This is a genomic window from Bradyrhizobium sp. USDA 10063 (assembly GCF_054063735.1).
Window position 1 is genome coordinate 8,402,487 of the sequence record NZ_JBSSGP010000002.1, and the last position, 18,199, is coordinate 8,420,685.

At 58.2% G+C, this 18,199-nt stretch carries 20 protein-coding genes; 12 read left to right on the plus strand and 8 right to left on the minus strand.

Translation table 11 applies throughout. The annotated features are described in order from the left end of the window. Positions 1 to 37: 37 nt before the first annotated feature. The 4 genes from ACVJGD_RS41310 to ACVJGD_RS41325 all read right to left on the minus strand — a co-directional run bounded on the left by ACVJGD_RS41310 (position 38) and on the right by ACVJGD_RS41325 (position 2,168). Positions 38 to 934: a SctD/MshK family protein gene (locus ACVJGD_RS41310; protein WP_456639475.1), complete on the minus strand. Its 897-nt coding sequence runs from the start codon at positions 932 to 934 to the stop codon at positions 38 to 40. 126 nt (positions 935 to 1,060) lie between these two features. Continuing rightward, complete coding sequence (locus tag ACVJGD_RS41315; protein ID WP_456639476.1) at positions 1,061 to 1,354, minus strand: hypothetical protein; 294 nt, start codon at positions 1,352 to 1,354, stop codon at positions 1,061 to 1,063. Next, a complete protein-coding gene (locus ACVJGD_RS41320) occupies positions 1,332 to 1,517 on the minus strand; it encodes a hypothetical protein (protein WP_456639477.1) in 186 nt (61 codons plus the stop codon). The genes ACVJGD_RS41315 and ACVJGD_RS41320 overlap by 23 nt, the downstream gene beginning before the upstream one ends. 474 nt (positions 1,518 to 1,991) lie before the next feature. Further along, a complete protein-coding gene (locus ACVJGD_RS41325) occupies positions 1,992 to 2,168 on the minus strand; it encodes a hypothetical protein (protein WP_456639478.1) in 177 nt (58 codons plus the stop codon). Between the two features lie 1,133 nt (positions 2,169 to 3,301). Between ACVJGD_RS41325 and ACVJGD_RS41330 the strand changes: the two genes are divergently transcribed. Then, complete coding sequence (locus ACVJGD_RS41330; protein WP_456639479.1) at positions 3,302 to 3,817, plus strand: hypothetical protein; 516 nt, start codon at positions 3,302 to 3,304, stop codon at positions 3,815 to 3,817. Between the two features lie 1,479 nt (positions 3,818 to 5,296). On the opposite strand, the gene ACVJGD_RS41335 is transcribed toward ACVJGD_RS41330, so the two are convergent. Then, a complete protein-coding gene (locus ACVJGD_RS41335) occupies positions 5,297 to 5,971 on the minus strand; it encodes a secretin N-terminal domain-containing protein (protein WP_456640552.1) in 675 nt (224 codons plus the stop codon). A 209-nt stretch (positions 5,972 to 6,180) separates the two neighbouring features. Between ACVJGD_RS41335 and ACVJGD_RS41340 the strand changes: the two genes are divergently transcribed. The 11 genes from ACVJGD_RS41340 (at position 6,181) to ACVJGD_RS41390 (ending at position 14,609) form a co-directional block, all read left to right on the plus strand. Beyond that, positions 6,181 to 6,681, plus strand: a complete 501-nt coding sequence (locus ACVJGD_RS41340; RefSeq protein ID WP_456640553.1) for a nodulation protein NolB — start codon at positions 6,181 to 6,183, stop codon at positions 6,679 to 6,681. Between the two features lie 22 nt (positions 6,682 to 6,703). Continuing rightward, complete coding sequence (gene sctJ, locus ACVJGD_RS41345; RefSeq protein WP_456639480.1) at positions 6,704 to 7,561, plus strand: type III secretion system inner membrane ring lipoprotein SctJ; 858 nt, start codon at positions 6,704 to 6,706, stop codon at positions 7,559 to 7,561. Between the two features lie 71 nt (positions 7,562 to 7,632). Further along, positions 7,633 to 8,205, plus strand: a complete 573-nt coding sequence (locus ACVJGD_RS41350) for a nodulation protein NolU (RefSeq protein WP_456639481.1) — start codon at positions 7,633 to 7,635, stop codon at positions 8,203 to 8,205. Beyond that, a complete protein-coding gene (gene sctL, locus ACVJGD_RS41355) occupies positions 8,202 to 8,825 on the plus strand; it encodes a type III secretion system stator protein SctL (protein WP_456639482.1) in 624 nt (207 codons plus the stop codon). The genes ACVJGD_RS41350 and sctL overlap by 4 nt, the downstream gene beginning before the upstream one ends. Further along, positions 8,822 to 10,180: a type III secretion system ATPase SctN gene (gene sctN / locus ACVJGD_RS41360; RefSeq protein ID WP_456639483.1), complete on the plus strand. Its 1,359-nt coding sequence runs from the start codon at positions 8,822 to 8,824 to the stop codon at positions 10,178 to 10,180. Before sctL ends, sctN begins: the two co-directional genes overlap by 4 nt. Further along, entirely contained in the window at positions 10,156 to 10,695 is a 540-nt protein-coding gene (locus tag ACVJGD_RS41365; RefSeq protein WP_456639484.1) for a hypothetical protein, read from the plus strand. Before sctN ends, ACVJGD_RS41365 begins: the two co-directional genes overlap by 25 nt. Next, a complete protein-coding gene (sctQ, locus tag ACVJGD_RS41370; protein WP_456639485.1) occupies positions 10,665 to 11,807 on the plus strand; it encodes a type III secretion system cytoplasmic ring protein SctQ in 1,143 nt (380 codons plus the stop codon). Before ACVJGD_RS41365 ends, sctQ begins: the two co-directional genes overlap by 31 nt. After that, positions 11,800 to 12,465 carry a type III secretion system export apparatus subunit SctR gene (sctR, locus tag ACVJGD_RS41375; protein ID WP_456639486.1) on the plus strand — a complete coding sequence of 222 codons (666 nt, stop codon included), beginning with the start codon at positions 11,800 to 11,802 and terminating at the stop codon, positions 12,463 to 12,465. Before sctQ ends, sctR begins: the two co-directional genes overlap by 8 nt. Before the next feature lie 2 nt (positions 12,466 to 12,467). Beyond that, on the plus strand, positions 12,468 to 12,743 hold the full coding sequence (locus ACVJGD_RS41380) for an EscS/YscS/HrcS family type III secretion system export apparatus protein (RefSeq protein WP_456639487.1): 276 nt from the start codon (positions 12,468 to 12,470) through the stop codon (positions 12,741 to 12,743). A gap of 10 nt (positions 12,744 to 12,753) precedes the next feature. Then, positions 12,754 to 13,575, plus strand: coding sequence for a type III secretion system export apparatus subunit SctT (gene sctT, locus ACVJGD_RS41385; RefSeq protein ID WP_456639488.1), 822 nt, complete (start codon positions 12,754 to 12,756; stop codon positions 13,573 to 13,575). Next, on the plus strand, positions 13,572 to 14,609 hold the full coding sequence (locus ACVJGD_RS41390; RefSeq protein ID WP_456639489.1) for an EscU/YscU/HrcU family type III secretion system export apparatus switch protein: 1,038 nt from the start codon (positions 13,572 to 13,574) through the stop codon (positions 14,607 to 14,609). The genes sctT and ACVJGD_RS41390 overlap by 4 nt, the downstream gene beginning before the upstream one ends. Before the next feature lie 125 nt (positions 14,610 to 14,734). Here ACVJGD_RS41390 and ACVJGD_RS41395 read toward each other — a convergent pair whose 3' ends face one another. From ACVJGD_RS41395 to ACVJGD_RS41405, 3 genes are read right to left on the minus strand one after another with little or no spacing between them, the layout of a single operon-like run. After that, positions 14,735 to 15,322 (minus strand): CpaD family pilus assembly lipoprotein, encoded by a 588-nt coding sequence (locus ACVJGD_RS41395; RefSeq protein WP_456639490.1) that lies wholly within the window; start codon positions 15,320 to 15,322, stop codon positions 14,735 to 14,737. Positions 15,323 to 15,332: 10 nt separating this feature from the next. Then, positions 15,333 to 16,748 (minus strand): type II and III secretion system protein family protein, encoded by a 1,416-nt coding sequence (locus ACVJGD_RS41400; protein WP_456640554.1) that lies wholly within the window; start codon positions 16,746 to 16,748, stop codon positions 15,333 to 15,335. A 28-nt stretch (positions 16,749 to 16,776) separates the two neighbouring features. Beyond that, positions 16,777 to 17,508 (minus strand): response regulator transcription factor, encoded by a 732-nt coding sequence (locus ACVJGD_RS41405; RefSeq protein ID WP_456639491.1) that lies wholly within the window; start codon positions 17,506 to 17,508, stop codon positions 16,777 to 16,779. Positions 17,509 to 18,199: the final 691 nt, after the last annotated feature.

Sequence of the window (18,199 nt, forward strand, 5' to 3'; positions counted from 1 at the left end):
CAGACTCTCCTTATCTTCCCTCCAAGCCTGGAAAACTCTAATAGGACACAGCCGCAGCGCGGCCATTCCGGCTCAGCAGCACACGTCTCTCCTCGATTCGATCAAGCGTCCATCCATCATTCAACAGGGCGCCGACGAAGTATTTTTGACCACCGATAAGGAGATAGGGCTCATTTCCGCGCCAAACAGCTTGGACAGCGATCGAGGATGGCCCCTTTTCCTCCTTGACGATCACCCCGTTCACTAGTGTCAGCGTGCCATTTGTATAATGATCGAACCATTGCTGGACCTCCTGCCATCGCTTGACAAGGGCAGACGTAATGGTGCCCTCAGCGGTGACGACCCCCAACCCGGAACCGACTTTGATATTGAGGAGGCCCGCTCTATCAACCTCCTCTTGCAGCACTTCGGCCGCCGCGCGGGAGGTCCGATTATCGGGCCGCTGCATGGTCAGCCTGGATATAGGTTTGATGGCTGGCGGTGAATCGGGACTCGGTGCACCGACGGTGGCGCTGTAGAAGAAAATGGTTGAGAGAGTGCCAACACCGAGAAAGGCGAGCAAAGATAGAACCGCGAATGTTGAGATCGAGACACGCGATGCGCCGATCGAGCCAACTCCCGTCGCGTCCTGTAGCGACCAACGAATCGATATTGCGCCCGCATGGATGATGGCAGGAAGAGAAACAACAACGCGATCGCCTACAGCGATATTCCTCTCGCCGTCTATCCTGATTCCGCTTGCAAGGGCCTCGATCTCGATCGAATCGTTAACAAGCATGATACGAAAGTGATGCGGTTCAAGCTCCTGTTCGACGAAGACCATATCGGCATCGAGGCCGCTACCAATTAGAGTCGTTTCGAAACCCACTTTGCCGCTCAGTCCGGAGTATAGTCCCGATAGTACTTCGTAATGGAGGGAAGCGACGTCGGTCACCGATGATCTCCTGCACAGGAACAAGAGCCGCACGGCTCTTGCCGGACGGCTCATTTCGAGCTCACGTATTTATTCTTGTTTCCGCCAAGGCCGGAAAAGCGGGCAGCCGCTTGCCCGCTCCCAGGGCTACTGAACGCGCTCGTCAGCCGCCTTCTTGGTGGTCTGGAGGGAAGTCGTAATTGTGCGCAACATAATGCCACGTTCCATGGCCTTTTCAGTCTGCTCTTTCAGCTGCTCGATATTTCGGCTGAAAGCGTCTTCGTCGTTTTTGGCGTCCCCGTGGTTTCCAATGCCAAAGAAATCCTTGATACCATCAAGTACACTCATCGTTTGCTTCTCCTTCTCGAGTTTGCCGCCACTGACGGCCCTGCTTTTCCTGACGTCGAATGATTCGACCTCAGGGATCCTCTTCTGTTTCACTCATGATCTCCTCGACATTAGAAATCGCGTCGTTTGCATTTTGCATCGCAGCCGCGCTGAGAGCCATCTCGAACGCTTTGCGTCTATCGGCAGCATGCGAGTCACCACCGCCACCACCAAAGATGCCACCAACAAAATCACCAATGGCACCGAAGAAGGACATCGAAACACTCCCGCGTTCGCGTTCAATACGATCAATAAGCGACAACGCCGTCCAGCGATCCGGTTTCTGATGCTATCAGGGGGGCTTTCGAGAAGCTGACGGGAAGAGTCCGCAACGAACAAATGGTGGCTGCATTAACTCTCTCCAGGAAGAGGCGATGTTGGGGGCTCGTAGCATCGCAAAGCGAGAGAGCTTCGAACCAGGCAAGACGCTCTCGATCGTGATACGCCAGCGCAGCTGGCTCCGAATCTGCCGCTTCAACCCGTACCACCTTGAAAAGAAATGAGACGACTTCAGTCACGCAGAAGGAGCCGCAGGTGCAGTTACCGCACGGCGCCTTCCGAGTTTTCACGCCTATTCACAACGCGCTGGCCGATGAGCTGCTCCGGCCGCAGCGAACTCCAGCCGGACGGCTAGGACAGTCGACGCCGGATTGAACATCTTCAGCTTAGCCAGCCCGCGCGGCGAAAGCCTTTAACGCACCTGATCCGCCGGATCATTCTTCTCGTGCTTCAGCTTTTGGCCCTCATTCTGTATCTGTCGCGTGGCGTGCAGCATCTCGGCAATGCTCTTTTCGAAGCTCGTGAAGCCTTTAACGACCTCAGGAAGCATGGCCACACCGCCGATCGCTCCAAGAATGGGAAGAACCATATCACGTCTCCTTCTTAAATTGGCCGCCGCTTGGCGGCCTGTGCTCACTGACGACGGACCATCCGGCGTCAGGCATCCTCTTCTGTTTCGCCCATGCTCTTTGAGCTCGGCCGTGGCATCGCTGCAATTTGCGTTGCAAGCGCGCTCGGAGCCGATTCGAAAGCGTCCCGTAGAAGCGGGATCGCCGTTTAGAGATCATGCGTCCCATGCTACAGAGGATCACCTTTCGAGAACCTGACGAGTCGACAATAAGTAACGGCGAGCGCATTGATTGTTCCCAAAATTGGGCGAGTTCTCAATTTGATCTCTGGTTCCAGCCTAGGCGCAGGCACGATGCGGTCTCGACGCGGCAGGCCGGAAGAAATGCGCAGCTTGCGGTCGCCCATCGTGAGTGAGCGCTCTAGGAGCGACGAACATCAGCATCGATTCCGACGGCGGCTTCTCGGCGGCAGCTAGCCGCGCCCGTGGCTCCGCCACCGAAACGGCGAGCGTTTGCTCTAGGAGCGCGATGAACCGTGTTGGTCCGGACGCCAGAATGACCACTTCCCGGTGCCAGTCTCACGAACAGCGGTCGTGGAGGATGTTGAGTGCACGAGGGCCGCTTTGGACGCAGCCGAAGTGCACGCGGCTTGGGTCACACCGTTTCCGAACACGGCGTCCACCAGCCGCGGTTCTTGACATCCTTGTCCCGACGACGATGGCTGCGGCCAGCGCGGGCGCAAGGAGAGGACTTTTTCATAACAGCGTTTCACAGCTAGACGTCCGTCGCTGTCGTGGCGCTGTTCGATTAGTGCTTCATCTCGACCAGTGCTGCGGATCGGCGAAAGCGGCTTGACCGCACCCGGTAGGAACGACCCAGGCGCTATCCGCAAACCAAGGCGGTCTTCCAGGTCGGAGCGGCTCCTTGTCTTCAACCAGCACCAGCTTTTCTTCGGCGGACCACCGGCGCCGCACTTTCCGGAGAAAACCAATGCGGTCGCCATTGGCTCCTTGCGACACTCGTCAGCTTTTCGACAGCTGGCCCCTGCAGAATCAGGCCTGGCTCCCGCTGAAACCTCTGCCGCCGCGTACCCTGGTCCGGAGCGTAACTCCGCAGATTTGCGCAGGGCCTGTATCGTCAAGAGGAGAGCAGGATGGATCCGATCGACCCATTGTCAGCGAGCCATCACGAGGTACGGGATATCGGACCACTCATCGGTTCGGACTGGGAGCACGGCTCCCGACGGGCCTCGGACGTCCTGATCGACATACTTGATAACATAGGGCTCCTGCCGACTCACTTCGTCCCAATCACCCGTTTCTCTATCAACCGTGAGCCTTACACGGCCGAGCTGGGGCCGGAAGGGCCCCGCGACGTTCGCCTCATCTATCACGCCCAAGTTGGGCAGATGGATGAAGCTGGGCCATCATCGCCTGCCAGGCCATCCCATGAGCCGCGACTGGATTTTGCGTCTGTGATCCGCGAGGGGCGTTGGGATCACAACCGCGAACGTTTCGCCCCGCTCGAGCTCGTCCAAGCGCTGGACGATGAGGGTCTGCTGCCGAGCGCGGGCCGTCCAACGCATATTCTCATCAAAGGTGTGCCCTATAGGGCCGAATTGGAAGAAACGTGCAGAGGACCGCGCGTTGGTCTCTATCCTCTTGGCTGAACAACTCGGTTGGACTGCCCCCCGGGGCTCAGCGGGTTCGCGCGCCTGGTAGGCGTGCCACAGCCCAGCTCCCGGCAGGGGCATGCCCGCCTCACCAATTGACTTTCGAAGCGTCGCCGACGGCGCAAGGTCTCATGCCGATCGAGTTCTTACCGCCTGTGCGAGTGGCTGAAGAATTAGGATCTCAGCGCGGCTACCGGCATCAACTTCGTTTCACTCGCTGCGACGTCCGCTGGAGGTGCTTTCAAAATCCCTGCCGGTTGAGACGCGGAAAGTTGCGGGGATCATGTGGAACGTTCTCAGCCAGGATGTCGTGGCCGCGCCGACTGCCTGACCAGATCTCTGAAAAGACGCGATCGACTGGGTACAATCATCTTGGCAGGAGGCCAAGACAGCCAAGCAAGACAGCCAAGATGGTCGACGCCGGCCAGAAGGGATGTCGCCAAGTGCTCCGTCGCGACATCCCGAAAATCTATTTTAGCGGGGAGGGCATGGCCCTGCCGGGAGCTGGGCTGTGGAACGCCCTACCCGGTGCGCGAATCCTCACCCAACTGCTAAGGGCCAGGGTCCAGCGACGGGTTGAGACGAACAAAATTCGCTTCTCGCCATTCGGCTGTGTGGGGCACACCTAGGATGGAGAAAGTTGTCGGTGAGTCCTCGCTCGGCATGAGTCCGACGCTTCTTAACATGTTCATCTGAGCGTTCGAGGCCGTTTGGGGATTGAAGACCCAGTGCTCGCTGGCGCGACGCCCGTTCTCCATGACGAAATCTCCGAGTTCGCGTGGCGTGGCTCCGGCGGACGACGATGGCCCGGCCTGCGACGGCCCCGCTTGCGATGGCCCGGCCGGCAACAGCCCGGGTTCGAGCTCCCGCCAAATCTGGTGCTTATCGAAATCTGGTACCCCCGCCGGTCCGGCTCCAATCATTTGGTCATCTGGAGGGTTATGGATGAGACGAACGCGGTTGGACGGGTCCAACGCGGCCGTGTAGCGGTGACCGTGGATATCGTAGCTCATCGTCGGCTGCTCCGGGTCCGGCACCAGACCCAAATGGCTCAGTCTCTCGACCATGCGGTCCGGGGCAGGTTGGGAGCCGTGCGAAAATTCTTGAGGAACGGCCCATGAGACATCATATACCGTCTCCCCAGGCGCGGCAGACGATGATGGCCCGGCTTCATTCATGACCCGACTAAATAGATCATGGTCCTCTTGAGTCCACGCGTTGGACCCTGGGGACCTTGGCGACCCGGCACCGTCGATCGGGTTGAAATCCATACAGCTCTCCTCTCCTTATGAGAATATAGTCTCTTAATCCGCCCAGCGGATACCCTGGGTTCGGCACCAGCTCAGTCGCAGGCGGTATCGTCGTCTAGAGCCCAGGTTCTCATGCTAGGCGAGTTAGCTTTCGAGAAGCTGACGAGCGTCAGAAGGATTCACAATGAGCCAAATTTTCGCCGGAAGCTGCCGCGCATCTTCAATGTCATCTCTGGCCTTGCCCAGGCTCGCGCACGATGCTGTCCCGTTGCGGCGCGTCGGAAGAATAGGAGCCTTCCGGTCGTCCATCGCGAATGACCATGGCCGAGGAGCCACGAAACAACGTCAGCACCGACTTCCGCGGCGGCTCGACGACGGCGGCGCGCGGCCGCGCCTGCGCCACAAGGCCGTTGAGCGTCTGGTCCACGAGGGCGATGAAGCGTGGTGGACCAGAAGCCAGGACGAGGCCATTTCCAGGTGCCGGTCTCACGACATAGCGCTCGTCGGAGATGTTGAGTGCATCGAGGGCCGCTTTGAATGCATCGAAGCTGATCGGATTCAACACAAGTAGACGACTTTGCGCCTCGTTTGCAGCAGAAACGTAAAGCACAAGCCCATCGTAGTACCATTGAAGATTGTAGAGGTTGGTCAAACGGTCGAGGAACTCTCGCGGTGGAAGGTCCGGCATTCGCCCGCGAATCCGGCCCTTCACCTCGGCGCTGACGTTGACTCTGATATTGAGGTTGTTGCCGAATTCCTGCAGCGCGGCAGAGAGGTCCTGATCCAGAACCGTATAGCTATAAGGTGTCGAGGGCAGCGACAGGGGAGCGCCGAACGCTGCAAGTGTTCTGGTGGAGACGAAAAGCCCGACGCACAGAGCTCCCTGCAAAATGCACAGCATCGTAGATCGGATCTGCATTCCGAGACCCCTTTGGCCTGAGAACAAGTGGTGAGATTCGTCCCAACTTGGAAACCAAACGTGATCTTTGGATGGCGCTATTCCTGACATGTTCGTCAGCTTGTCGTCAGTTCGCCTCTCTACGGTACTGACTACGTCAATCGATTATGAACGGCCAGTCTCATCACATGAGAGCGATAAATCCTTCCATTATGTTAGGCACTGCGCCGATTTCTCCCAACCCAGCCGAATCTCCGCTCGAACACTGCTCGCCGACAGTGCTCGGCGAGCAGGCTCAGTTTCAGCAGAGTCTTACGCAAGTGGGTTCGACTCAAGATGATGCGGCCTCAGTTGGAGGTAGCGCAGCGTTCATTCCGCCGGTGTTGGAGGTTCAGCGTGCAATAACCCAGGCAAGTCCGTTGGGCGAGCGCGTCCTCCAGACTCTTTCTGCGGTGAATCGGAGCGCTACAGTACCTTCTGTGGCGGTCAGCAGTGGGTCGGCGCGTGTCCAGCCTGGGCCGGCGGTGCGGCCCGTTTTGCAGTCGGAAGGAGTGGGGGTGCCTACCGCGGGCAAGCCGGAAGGGGCGGATAGCTTCGAATCGATGGTGGTCAATCTGCGGGATGTTTATAACAACGTCATTCAGGTTTCGCTCATCTCCAAGACTGCTGGCACCCTCAGCTCATCTCTGAATAAACTGCTATCGGCGGGCTGACGGAGGTGAATGATTGGTTTTGATGCATAAAGATATCGGTCATGGTGGTCCGTCTAAACGGCGGTTTCATGTTCTTGTTGTGCTGCCGGCTCTGCTCGCGCTGACCGGCTGCAAGGCTGATCTCTACACCAAAGTTCAGGAGCGTGAGGCCAACGAGATGCTTGCCCTCCTTCTCAACAAAGGAGTCGATGCAGTCCGTGTTACCGCCAAGGATGGAACCAGTACAATTCAGGTCGAAGAAAAGCAGGTAGCCTTTTCAATCGACCTGCTGAATGCTGGGGGGTTGCCGCGCCAACCTTTCAAGAACCTCGGCGAGGTGTTCAAAGGATCGGGCCTGATTGCCTCGCCGATCGAAGAGCGGGCGCGGTATGTTTATGCCCTAAGCGAAGAATTGTCGCGCACGATCAGCGATATTGACGGCGTGGTCTCTGCGCGAGTCCATGTTGTTTTGCCGAAGAACGACCTGTTGCGACAAGACACTATGCCGTCCTCGGCATCGGTTTTCATCCGACATGACTCCAATGCGACTCTCTCAGTCTTACTGCCGCAGATTAAGACGCTCGTCGCCAACAGCATCGAAGGGTTGTCCTACGACAAGGTGGCGGTGGTCTTTGTGCCAGTCGAACGAGCTCCGTTTGAGCAACGAGCTGCGCCTGCGGCCGGGTTGGCTCAAACATCCAAGACCATTCAAACGCCGTTGCTTGCGGTTGGGATGGCGATCGCCGGCGCTGTCTTCGGTGCGCTATGCTACGTGTTGCTGAGCTTTCGTATACGTCTGCGCTGGCGATCGTCGCGCGAACCAACCAAGGTCGATGCTGGGCGTTCGGGTCTGCTCGCCGTTCAGTCCGCTGGCAAAAAGATCATCTCTGACGCGGTATAGACGGTGTGCGATTGCCAATACCGATACCATCCGCCGAACCTCATCACTCGGTTACATCGCCGTCTGTTGACTTGAGCGAGCTTGTTGCATCGATTCATCCCACTCGTCTTGCCGCACGTCTTGACGCGGTGCTGTCGGCTGCAACGTTGGTACGGTTGCAGAAGAGCTCCCGGTTGCAGATAAGACTTGCCGAATTGCTGGTTGGCAATGAAATGGATTCGAACGGAAGTGGCTTGGGGGCCGACCTTCTGCTTGGGCATGATCCGCGTCGGGCTGCTCTGCTCGCCGGCAGTATCTGGCACGCTCGTTCGCTGCTAAAGCTGATTTCAAAGCAGCATCTCTCAATTCTGATCGGACGTATCGGGGCGGAAGCGCACGCTTTCGGTATCCGGCATTTGGCCAATGCGATCGCAGCCACCTCTATTGCCGATCCGGAACAACTTTCGCAACAGATTGAAGATGATGGACATTCCTGTCTTGGCGCTTGGCTCAACGAGGCTTCAGCACGTGACCGTACCCGCGTGCTCCTACGCTTGCCCATTGGGACCGCCGCCGAGAATCCAGCGACCGAACACCACAATGCCGCAGGCCCATTGCTTTCACTGGTGATCGCCCATTTGGCGACGGAGGCGCCCACCGTATGACAGCCGATGATCCAGCATCGCCCGTTGCTCCGCAGGTGCGCCCGCTCGGGCCACTCATACCTGCCGCGGAGCTCGAGATCTGGTACGAAGCCGTACAGACGCGCGTCGCAGCAGAGCGGCATCTGCAGCGCGTTCGCAGCCGGGCACGTAAAGCTTACCAGCGGGAGCGGGCGCGCGGCCGCGCCGAGGGCCTGAAGACCGGCGCCGACGAAATGGCGCGGCTGGTTGCGCAGGCTGCCTCCGAAGTTGCCCGGCGAAAAGCCGTTCTGGAGCAGGAGTTGCCACAACTCGTCATGGAGATCGTGAGCGATTTGCTGGGCACCTTCGATCCAGGCGAGATGTTGGTGAAAACCGTCCGTCACGCGATCGAACAAAAATATGGCAGCGCGGAAGTTTGCCTTCATGTGTCTCCTCTGAAAGTCGATGCGTTGGCGCGCGAGTTCGCTGCGTGCGACGGACGCGACGGCCGGCCGAAAGTGCGGATTGATCCGGACCCGGCGCTGACGCCGGAGCAATGCGTTTTGTGGAGCGAGTTTGGCAACGTCGATCTAGGATTTGCTGCGCAGCTCCGCGCCCTGCGCCTCGGCCTTGGTTTGTCTGCTGAGGAAGGCCAATCGTGACCACGCCGCGACCAACCTATAACAATGCGGCTGGAGAGACAGCTCTGCACGCCGCGCTATCATCTCTGAAATCGACAGCAAAGCATATCGACACGCGTGCCGTACGCGGACGGATCACGCGGGCGATCGGCACGTTGCTTCATGCTGTCTTGCCAGACGCGCGTATTGGGGAACTTTGCCTCTTGCAGGATTCCCGCACTGGATGGTCGCTCGAAGCCGAGGTTATCGGTCTGTTGCAGGACGGGGTGTTACTCACGCCGATTGGTGACTTAGCAGGCTTGTCCAGTCGCGCAGAAGTCGTCGCGACCGGGCGAATGCATGAAGTGCCAGTCGGTTCCGAATTGCTTGGTCGGGTGATCGACAGCTTCGGCCGTCCACTCGACGGAAAGGACCCAATCAAAGCCGCTCAGACCCGCCCGCTGCGCGGCAGGGCTCCCAACCCAATGACAAGGCGCAGTATCGAGCGGCCTTTCCCGCTCGGTGTCCGTGTCTTGGATGGGCTTCTGACATGTGGCGAGGGCCAGCGGATCGGCATCTATGGAGACCCTGGTTGTGGCAAGTCGACCTTGCTGTCGCAGATCGTAAAGGGCGCGGCCGCCGACGTCACCGTAGTCGCGCTGATCGGTGAGCGTGGACGTGAGGTGCGTGAATTCATCGAGCGGCACCTTGGGGAGGCGGCCCTCCGCCGCACGGTCGTTGTCGTCGAGACATCCGACCGCTCGGCAATGGAGCGGGCGCAATGTGCTCATATGGCAACCGCGCTTGCCGAATATTTTCGGGATCAAGGATTGCGCGTCATACTGATGATGGATTCACTGACGCGCTTTAGTCGCGCCATGCGCGAAATCGGCCTTGCTGCAGGAGAGCCACCGACCCGGCGTGGCTTTCCGCCATCCGTCTTTGCGATGCTGCCTGGTCTACTGGAACGTGCTGGCATGGGCGAGCGCGGCTCAATCACAGCTTTCTATACCGTGCTTGTCGAGGGTGACGGCACGGGCGATCCAATCGCCGAGGAATCGCGCGGCATTCTTGATGGTCATATCGTTCTCTCACGCCTTCTGGCGGCGCGAGAGCATTTTCCCGCTATCGATGTGCTGTCGAGCCGAAGCCGTGTCATGGACGCAGTCGTATCTGTCCCGCATCGCAAGGCGGCATCCTTCTTCCGTGATCTGCTCTCGCGCTACGCCGAGGCGGAGTTCTTGCTCAAGGTCGGCGAATACAAGCAAGACAGCGATCCGCTGACTGACCGGGCAATCGCCTCGATCGATGACTTGCGGAAATTCTTGTGTCAGTGCGGAGATGAGGTCTCCAGTTTTGAGGAAACCGTCACATGGATGGCGCGTCTGACCGCATGAATAGCGTTCACGCTTCGAAGTTGCGACTTGTGAAGGATATGCGCGAGCGAAGCGCTCTGCGTGCGTTGGCCAACATGGAAGCCAAGCGCCGCATCGCGGCCCAGGCCGTGCAACAGGCGTTCCAAGATCTTGCAACTGCCGAGGGCCACCGCGCAAGAATCGAAGTAGAGGTTTACCGCCAGCTGCTGTCGTTCGATGCGACGCCCGTCGCAGAACTCGATCGCCGCTGCCACCGCGTCATGGAGCGGCTCACAGCTGAGATCGCCTTGACACGCCGGAGACTTGACGAGGCGCGCATCGCTCAAGAGCAGGCCGAGACAGCGGTTTCCGAGACGCGGGCTCTCTGGGCCAAGTGTTCGGCGGCGACCCACAAATGGCAACAGATTGAGACCGACGTTAGGCGCGCGGCCGATACCTGTTCTGCAGTCACGGCCGAGATAGATGCCGATGATGAGGTCTTACTTCGGTATGGGAGGGGTTCGTCGTGTTCCGGGATGGCAGGCGACTCAACTTGATGATTGGTGGGCTCTTCTATGGTAGCGCGAACGTGCCGGCCTGTAGAACGCATGCGACAACTGGTGTGGTCGGATACGCTACATTCAAACCGACACTAGCTCTATCCCACGCTGCGGCCTTGTGGCTCAACGAGATCGCCGCTCCCCGCATCCTGCAGAGCCGCCTTGGCGATAAGCCGCTATCCATGGGTATGGAACGGCTTGTCTGGCAGCCGGAGCCGTCTGCCATATCGATGCTCGACTGCCTTTGGGGCGTCGGAAAAGAAACGGTCATCTTGTCATTACCCCGTCCACTTGTGGAGGCACTGATCTCGACAGTGCAGAGTGGCCTTGCCTTACCCTCCGATCCTGCTCGTTCGCTCGTCCTCGAACTTGCCCTCGAACCGGTACTCGCTCGCCTGGAGACCCTGACACAGCACAGTTTCCAACTGATCTGTGTCGTAGAAGCAACGACGGCGGGCCCTTATCTGGAATTCGCAATCACCTACGGCCCGTTCACGGGCAAAGCTCGCCTGTTTCTATTTGCGCCTCTTGATGGTCCGGTACCACCCGCGTTCCGCGTGTTAGGCGAGCTGCTCGGCCAATTGCCGCGAGAGAGGCGTGAGCTTTGCCCAGAATTGCCTGTCATAGTTGCAGGAGAGATTGGCTCACTCCGCACTACGGTCGCGCTTGTTCGGAATACACGCAAAGGCGACGCTCTGCTGCCAGACGTAATAACCTTCGCCCGCGGCCAGGTCATCCTCACGGCGGGCCGGTTATGGGCCGTGGCAGATATTGCCGGCGCGCGCCTGATCCTGCGGGGGCCGTTCCGCCTGCAACCACATCCTCTGGAGTTGACACATATGATGACACAATCCGAAATGCAGCAACCGCCGTCTGAAGCCGACCTCGACAATATCGAGATCACGCTTGTATTCGAATGCGGCCGCTGGCCCATTCCGTTGGGAGCATTGAGGAATGTCAGCGAAGGGCATGTGTTCGAACTTGGCCGGCCGGTCGACGGCCCAGTCGATATCCTTGTCAACGGCCGACGTATCGGCCGTGGCGACATCATACGTATCGGCGAGGAGCTGGGGATCAGGCTCCGTGGCGGATTGGCGGTCCATGACTGACGTCCAACCAGGAATTTTGGGGCTTCTTGCGCTCACAGTTGGTCTCGGCCTGGTGACGTTCGCAGTCGTCACAACCACAGCGTTCGTAAAGGTGTCCGTCGTTCTCTTCCTCGTTCGCAATGCGCTCGGAACCCAATCGATTCCCCCGAACCTCGTTCTATATGGCGCGGCATTGATTCTTACCGTTTTCGTTAGCGCCCCCCTGATTGAGGAGACCTATAATCGCATGACCGCCCCGCAACTTCGGTATCAAACGTTCGATGACTGGGTGACCGCCGCCAAAGAGGGGAAGGAGCCGCTGCGGGGCTATCTCACGAAGTTCACCAATGAAGAGCAGCGCCGGTTCTTCCTGGCTTCGACCGAACGCATCTGGCCCGAGGAAATGCGCGGCAACGCCACAGCTGATGACCTTGTCATTCTTGTGCCATCTTTTCTAATCTCAGAGCTCAAGCGTGCCTTCGAAATCGGTTTTCTTCTCTATCTGCCCTTTATCACGATCGATCTTATCGTAACGACGATTTTGATGGCCATGGGCATGTCAATGGTGTCGCCTACGGTGATATCTGTCCCTTTCAAGCTCTTTCTGTTCGTCGCCATCGATGGCTGGTCGCGACTGATGCACGGGCTTGTACTGAGTTACACAACGCCGGGAGGTTGAGTATGGATGAAGCGAGCATCCTCAGTCACATGAGCCGATCTCTTGTGATCTTCATGATCTGGGTTCTGCCACCACTCATCGCAGCGGTGGTTGTCGGATTGGGGATCGGTATCATCCAGGCGGCAACGCAGCTCCAGGATCAAACGTTGCCACTTACCGTGAAGCTTCTGGTCGTTGTCGCGGTGATTGCCGTATTTTCTCCGCTGCTGAGCGCGCCGCTCATCAAAGAAGCCGAGCAGGTCTTCACGGAGTTTCCCGTACTCACAGCGAGGTACTAGCAGACCTTAGATGTATGGCATGTCACCCAGCGAGACGCAAACCCTGATCCAGGCGGCAACCGAATTCGTTGTTGCAGCCGGTCTTGCTGCGGCCCGCGCCCTTGGCATTATGATGGTCCTTCCTGTATTTACGCGGCCGCAGATCGGTGGCCTGATCCGCGGCTGCCTGTCAGTTGCGATTGGACTGCCATGCTTGGCGCAAATCAGCGGCGGCTTGCAGGCGCTAGATCCGAACATCCGTCTGATCGGGGTCCCGCTCCTGGCTATGAAGGAGGTGTTCATCGGCCTATTGCTCGGCGTTCTGCTCAGCATCCCGCTTTGGAGCATCCAGGCGGTCGGCGACGTCATTGACACTCAACGCGGCATTACCAGCCAGGTCGCTTCGGCCGATCCCGCGACGCGCAGTCAAGCTTCGGCGACGGGGCTCTTTCTCGGTATCACCGCGGTCACGATCTTCGTCCTGTCGGGAGGTCTGCAGACTATGATTGGGAGCCTTTATGGCAGCTACCTGATCTGGCCCGTGTATCAAGCATTTCCTAGCCTGACGACGCGAGGGGCAATGGAAGTTCTAGGGCTTCTCGACCATATCATGCGTACAACGTTGTTGGTCTCTGGGCCTGTCCTGGCTTTCCTGCTTCTGATTGATACTTCAGTCATGATGCTCGGGCGCTTTGCGCCGCAAATCAAGCTGAACGATCTCTCCCCAACCATCAAGAATGTTGCCTTTGGCATTATCATGGTCAGCTACGCCGTCTATCTGATCGAATACACGACATCGGAGATCATCCAGTCAAATAACGTGATCGAGGGGCTCGAGAAGCTCCTGAAATGAGCAAGACGAGCGAAGAAAAGAAGCTCCCTGCCAGCCCCAAGAAGCTGCAAGATGCACGCAAGAAAGGGCAGAGTCCGCGCAGCGCCGATTTGGTAAGCGCTGCCAGCGTTTGCGCCGGTTTCGGCTATCTCTGGTTAAGAGCGGGCCTGATCAAGGACGAGTGGCATGAAGCGGTGCGACTAATAGACAAATTGCAGGCTCAGCCCTTCGATAGTGCGCTCCAGCACGTGCTGAGCAGCTTGATCGAACTGTCCATGGCAACCCTCGGGCCATTCCTCGGGACTATCGTGCTCGCAGCCATTCTAGCCGGAATCCTGGCCAATGGTGGACTAATGGTTTCCTTCGAGCCGCTGAAACCAAAACTAGAAAAATTGGACCCTATCAAAGGGTTGAAGCGCATCGCGTCTCTCCGTTCGCTAATCGAGCTTTTGAAGACGCTATTTAAGGTGCTCGCCCTCGGCGCAAGCTTACTCCTTTCCGTTGTCGCCAGTTGGAAGGCGCTGGTGTATTTGCCGGCCTGCGGTATGGGCTGTATCGGCGTTGTCTTCACGGAGCTCAAACTGCTGATCGGGATGGCGGCAGCCGCTTTTCTGATCGGCGGATTGACCGATCTCCTGATCCAGCGCTGGTTGTTTTTGCAGGACATGCGCATGACGCAGACCGAGGCAAAACGCGAGTCAAAGGAACAGCAAGGCAATCCGCAGGTGAAACGTGAACACCGCCGTCTCCGTCAGGAGGCGGCCAACGAGTCTCCCGTCGGGGTCCATCGCGCCACATTGATATTGGTGGGGCGGGCAATATTGGTCGGTGTTCGCTACGTTCGTGGCGAGACCAGCGTGCCGGTCGTGGTTTGCCGCGGCGAGGGCGAAACTGCTTCACGCTTGCTTGATGAAGCGCGGGCGCTGCATCTCAGCGTCGTCGATGACCACGTCCTGGCGCATCAGCTCCTCCGCAACGCCGCGCTGGGCAATGGCATTCCGAACAAGCACTTTGATGGGGTCGCGAGAGCACTCTATGCCGCCGGCAAAGTCTAGAATCGTCGTTACGAATGGAGCTGCAATGGCGCCATTGAACGATGTTGCCGTTGAGACGGTTGACATCTCTTTGTGCCTATTCGCGGCTTTCGGCGAGGCCCCATGGGCAATCTCCATCTTCCAATTTAATGCTGCTTGTGCGCTCCGAAAGTCCTGTATGCTGCAACAGGAATGGCCGCACGATCGCCATTGGTTAGCATGATGGCGTTATTGTCCAGCAAGTCGCGCGGATCGTTGACCGTGACCGCCAAATTGTTCCGGATCGAGCAGCCAAGCGTCTGCTCGAAAGCATTGTCGTTAACTGAAGGACCAACGATCGAAAGCGACGGACAGAGTGGAGGGCGAGCTTCATAAACAATCGCCTCGATTCGCACTGCGAAGCCGATCTGCTGGTCCATGCGGGCATCGACCAGGCGGATGTTGTAAGGGGCAATGCCCATTGCGCGGGCTTCGCTGGCAACCTGCGCGCCCAGCCGGGACGAGCCCGTGATGTCGAGATGGAGCGCATCACGCCGACCGCGACTTGCACGCGCGATGAAATCCCGCAGACGATATCGCTCGGCACCACGAAGGCTCTGTAGCAGCAACACACTGTTCTCCTGCTCCACAACGATGGCTTGTGCGGTCGACCCGACATCGACAGGGGCAGCGCTTGTGCAGCCGGCTACGCCCGCCGTCAAAACGATCATGTGGCACAGGTGTCGCAAGGTCATTCGATGATCCTCATTCGATGATAAAGCCGGCACCGCCCGTTGCGCCTGGTACGCTGGTGCGGGGAGCACCGCGGCCTCGCGGCGGATTTGCCAACCTGTTCGTCAGAGTGCGGCCTATGTCGGAGGCCGGCTCGATGCGATCGGTGGGGGCGCTCATCTGGTACGGGTTAGATCCTGGTCGCACGATGTAAGGCGTGACGATAATAACCAGTTCCGTCTCCTCCTTTTGAAATGAAGACGAGCGGAACAGCGCGCCCAAGATCGGCACATCGCCGAGCCAAGGAAAGGTACGAATGTCAGTGTTGAAGTTACGTCTGATCAGCCCACCGATTGCGAAGCTTTGACCGCTGCCGAGCTCGACGACGGTGCTGGCACGCCGCGTGGAGAGGGCAGGCACCTGCATACCGTTGATAGGGATGCCACCTTGCGCCAGCTCGCTGACTTCCGGCTTCACGCGGATATTGATCTGATTGTTGTTGAGAACGGTCGGGACGAACTCCAGGCTGACTCCGAACTGGCGGAATTGGACCGAGACCTGCCGATTGTCCTGCACGACCGGAAAGGGAAATTCGCCCCCGACCAGGAAGCTCGCAGATTCACCGGACATCGCGGTGAGATTCGGCTCCGCCAGTACAGAAGCGAGTTGCTCCTTGGCAAGCGCATCAAGAACAGCGCTGACATTGATATTGCCAGCGCCGAATCCAATTCTCGCGGTACCGCCGCCCTTACCCGCGCTGACATCACCGCCACTGCCGCTCATCAAGCCGGCAAAGAAAGTGCCGTTGTTACCAAAAGCGGAGAGGTTGATGCTTAGCTCCTTCATGGCGCTGCGGGAGACCTCGGCCACGCGCACGCTCAGATTGACCTGCAACGACCCGGCCAGCTGGATCTTGTTGACGACCAACGCACCGGCACCCAGAAATTGCTCAGTAACTCTCATCGCGGTGTCGACGATCTCCGCATTGGGCGCCGTACCGCTGAGGATCGCGCCACGCGGCGTATAGCTGACTTGGATAGGATAGTCACCGACTTGGGCCTTCAACATGGCACGCAGATCCTCGATCGGTTGCGTGACGACAACACGGAACTCGGCTAGAGCCTCCCCATCGTCGTTCAAAGCGAACAAGCTGGTCCGTCCGGATTTCTTGCCAAAGACGAAGATGGTCGTGTTCGACGGTGCCTGATAATCCGCGATCGTCGGGTCAGCGACAAAGATGCTCGCCGCCGGTGCGGGGAGATGAATTGTTTTGCCGAGCGAGGAGGAAAGGTTCAGCGTCCCGTTGATGCTTTCGGGAGCCGAATGCGGCCCCCCTCTACCATCCCGCTTCACCTGAGCTGCGGCAGTATCTGGAGATAGCAGAACGACCGCGCACAAGAGGTAGGAAAGATAAGGAAGAACCGTAAACCACGGAGCGCTGGCGACGATCGAGCGTCGACCGTTGCCATAATCACGATTAAGAGCGAACTTCAAAACAGTCTTGGCTTTCAGGTTCGATCGACGCTGACGATGCGGCGCTATCCAATTCAAGGAAGTAGCCGATGCCGCGCGCGTTCTTGATCCGTAGCGTCGCACCCGACTGACTCAAATGCCCGCGTAAGCGATACATTGCGACTTCAAGTGCATTGGTCGAGACCTCATTGTCGAACGTATAGAGGCTATCCTCCAGTGACGCGCGGGACACGGTTTTGCCGCCGCGGCTGAGCAGATGCTCAAGAATGCACAGTTCGCGGCGAGCGATCTTTAGCGGTCGACCACCAACGGAAACTTGCCGACCGATCGGATCGAAGTTGAGATTGCCAAATGTCACGACGGGGGCGATCATTTGCGTTGATCGCCGCAGAATGGCTCGCATCCGGGCGATGAGTTCATCAGTAGACACGGGCTTGGGCAGGAAATCGTCCGCACCACCATTGAAAATCGCGATCCGCCTACGGAGATCGTTGAAGCTGCTCATCATCATGGCAGGCACCGAATGACCGTCACGTCTCAACTGCTTCAGCCAGTCCAAGCCGTTTCCATCCGGTAGGGCCAACTCGAGCAGGAGAATGTCATACGTTGCGTAACAAAGAGCGAGAGCCGCCTCATCCAGGGTAGGTGTCACATCAACGGCGAAACCGCAACCCAAGAGCGCTCCTTGCACGGCGCGCGCACAGTCCGCATGATGATCAACCACGAGAATTCGCATTTCATCGCCTCTTCTCAAGTCATGACAAGACACTGAGCACATCACCGTCGACCACGAAGCCCAACTAGATTGAGTACTTAGGCTTCAACCAAATGTCGAAAGCCGGGATCGCGAAGAAGAGCAATAGTGGCCGACGGCTAACTTGGTCAGGTCCCTTGTCATGCGATTGGCAATTTCGGCCTGTCTGCTGTGGATCGTATGCGTTCCTGATAGAGCTCAACGTGGTCTTGGTATCGAGAAGTAGGCCGGGATAATTCAAAGCATCGACAATCTTGGCTGCACCCTCGCGCATCTGGTCGAGGATCGCCGGCAGTGAGCCCGGTCATCGACCCGGCGAGGCCGGTATCAACGTCGATAGCGTCCGCAGTCGAAACCAAAGAAGGAAGAATGACTGGATCTGCAGTTGAACTGACACGAGAAATCAGCATTTGGAGCTCCCATGTTGGCCCGAGTGCGCAGTCGGTCCTGCCATGCCGTCGACGACCTGTGGCGTCGGTTGGTCATAACCAAAATGAAAGTTGTGAAACGGATCAAAGCAGGTCGTCCCCCGTAGCTGGCCGATCACCGCAGAGGCCGCTAACGTAGAACGAAAAAACCAATGCGCCCCCGGCTAGACAAACGGCGTCTCGATAGGCGACAAGCTACATACCCAACGCCAGCAATCCCGACATCCAGGCACGTCCAAGGCGTC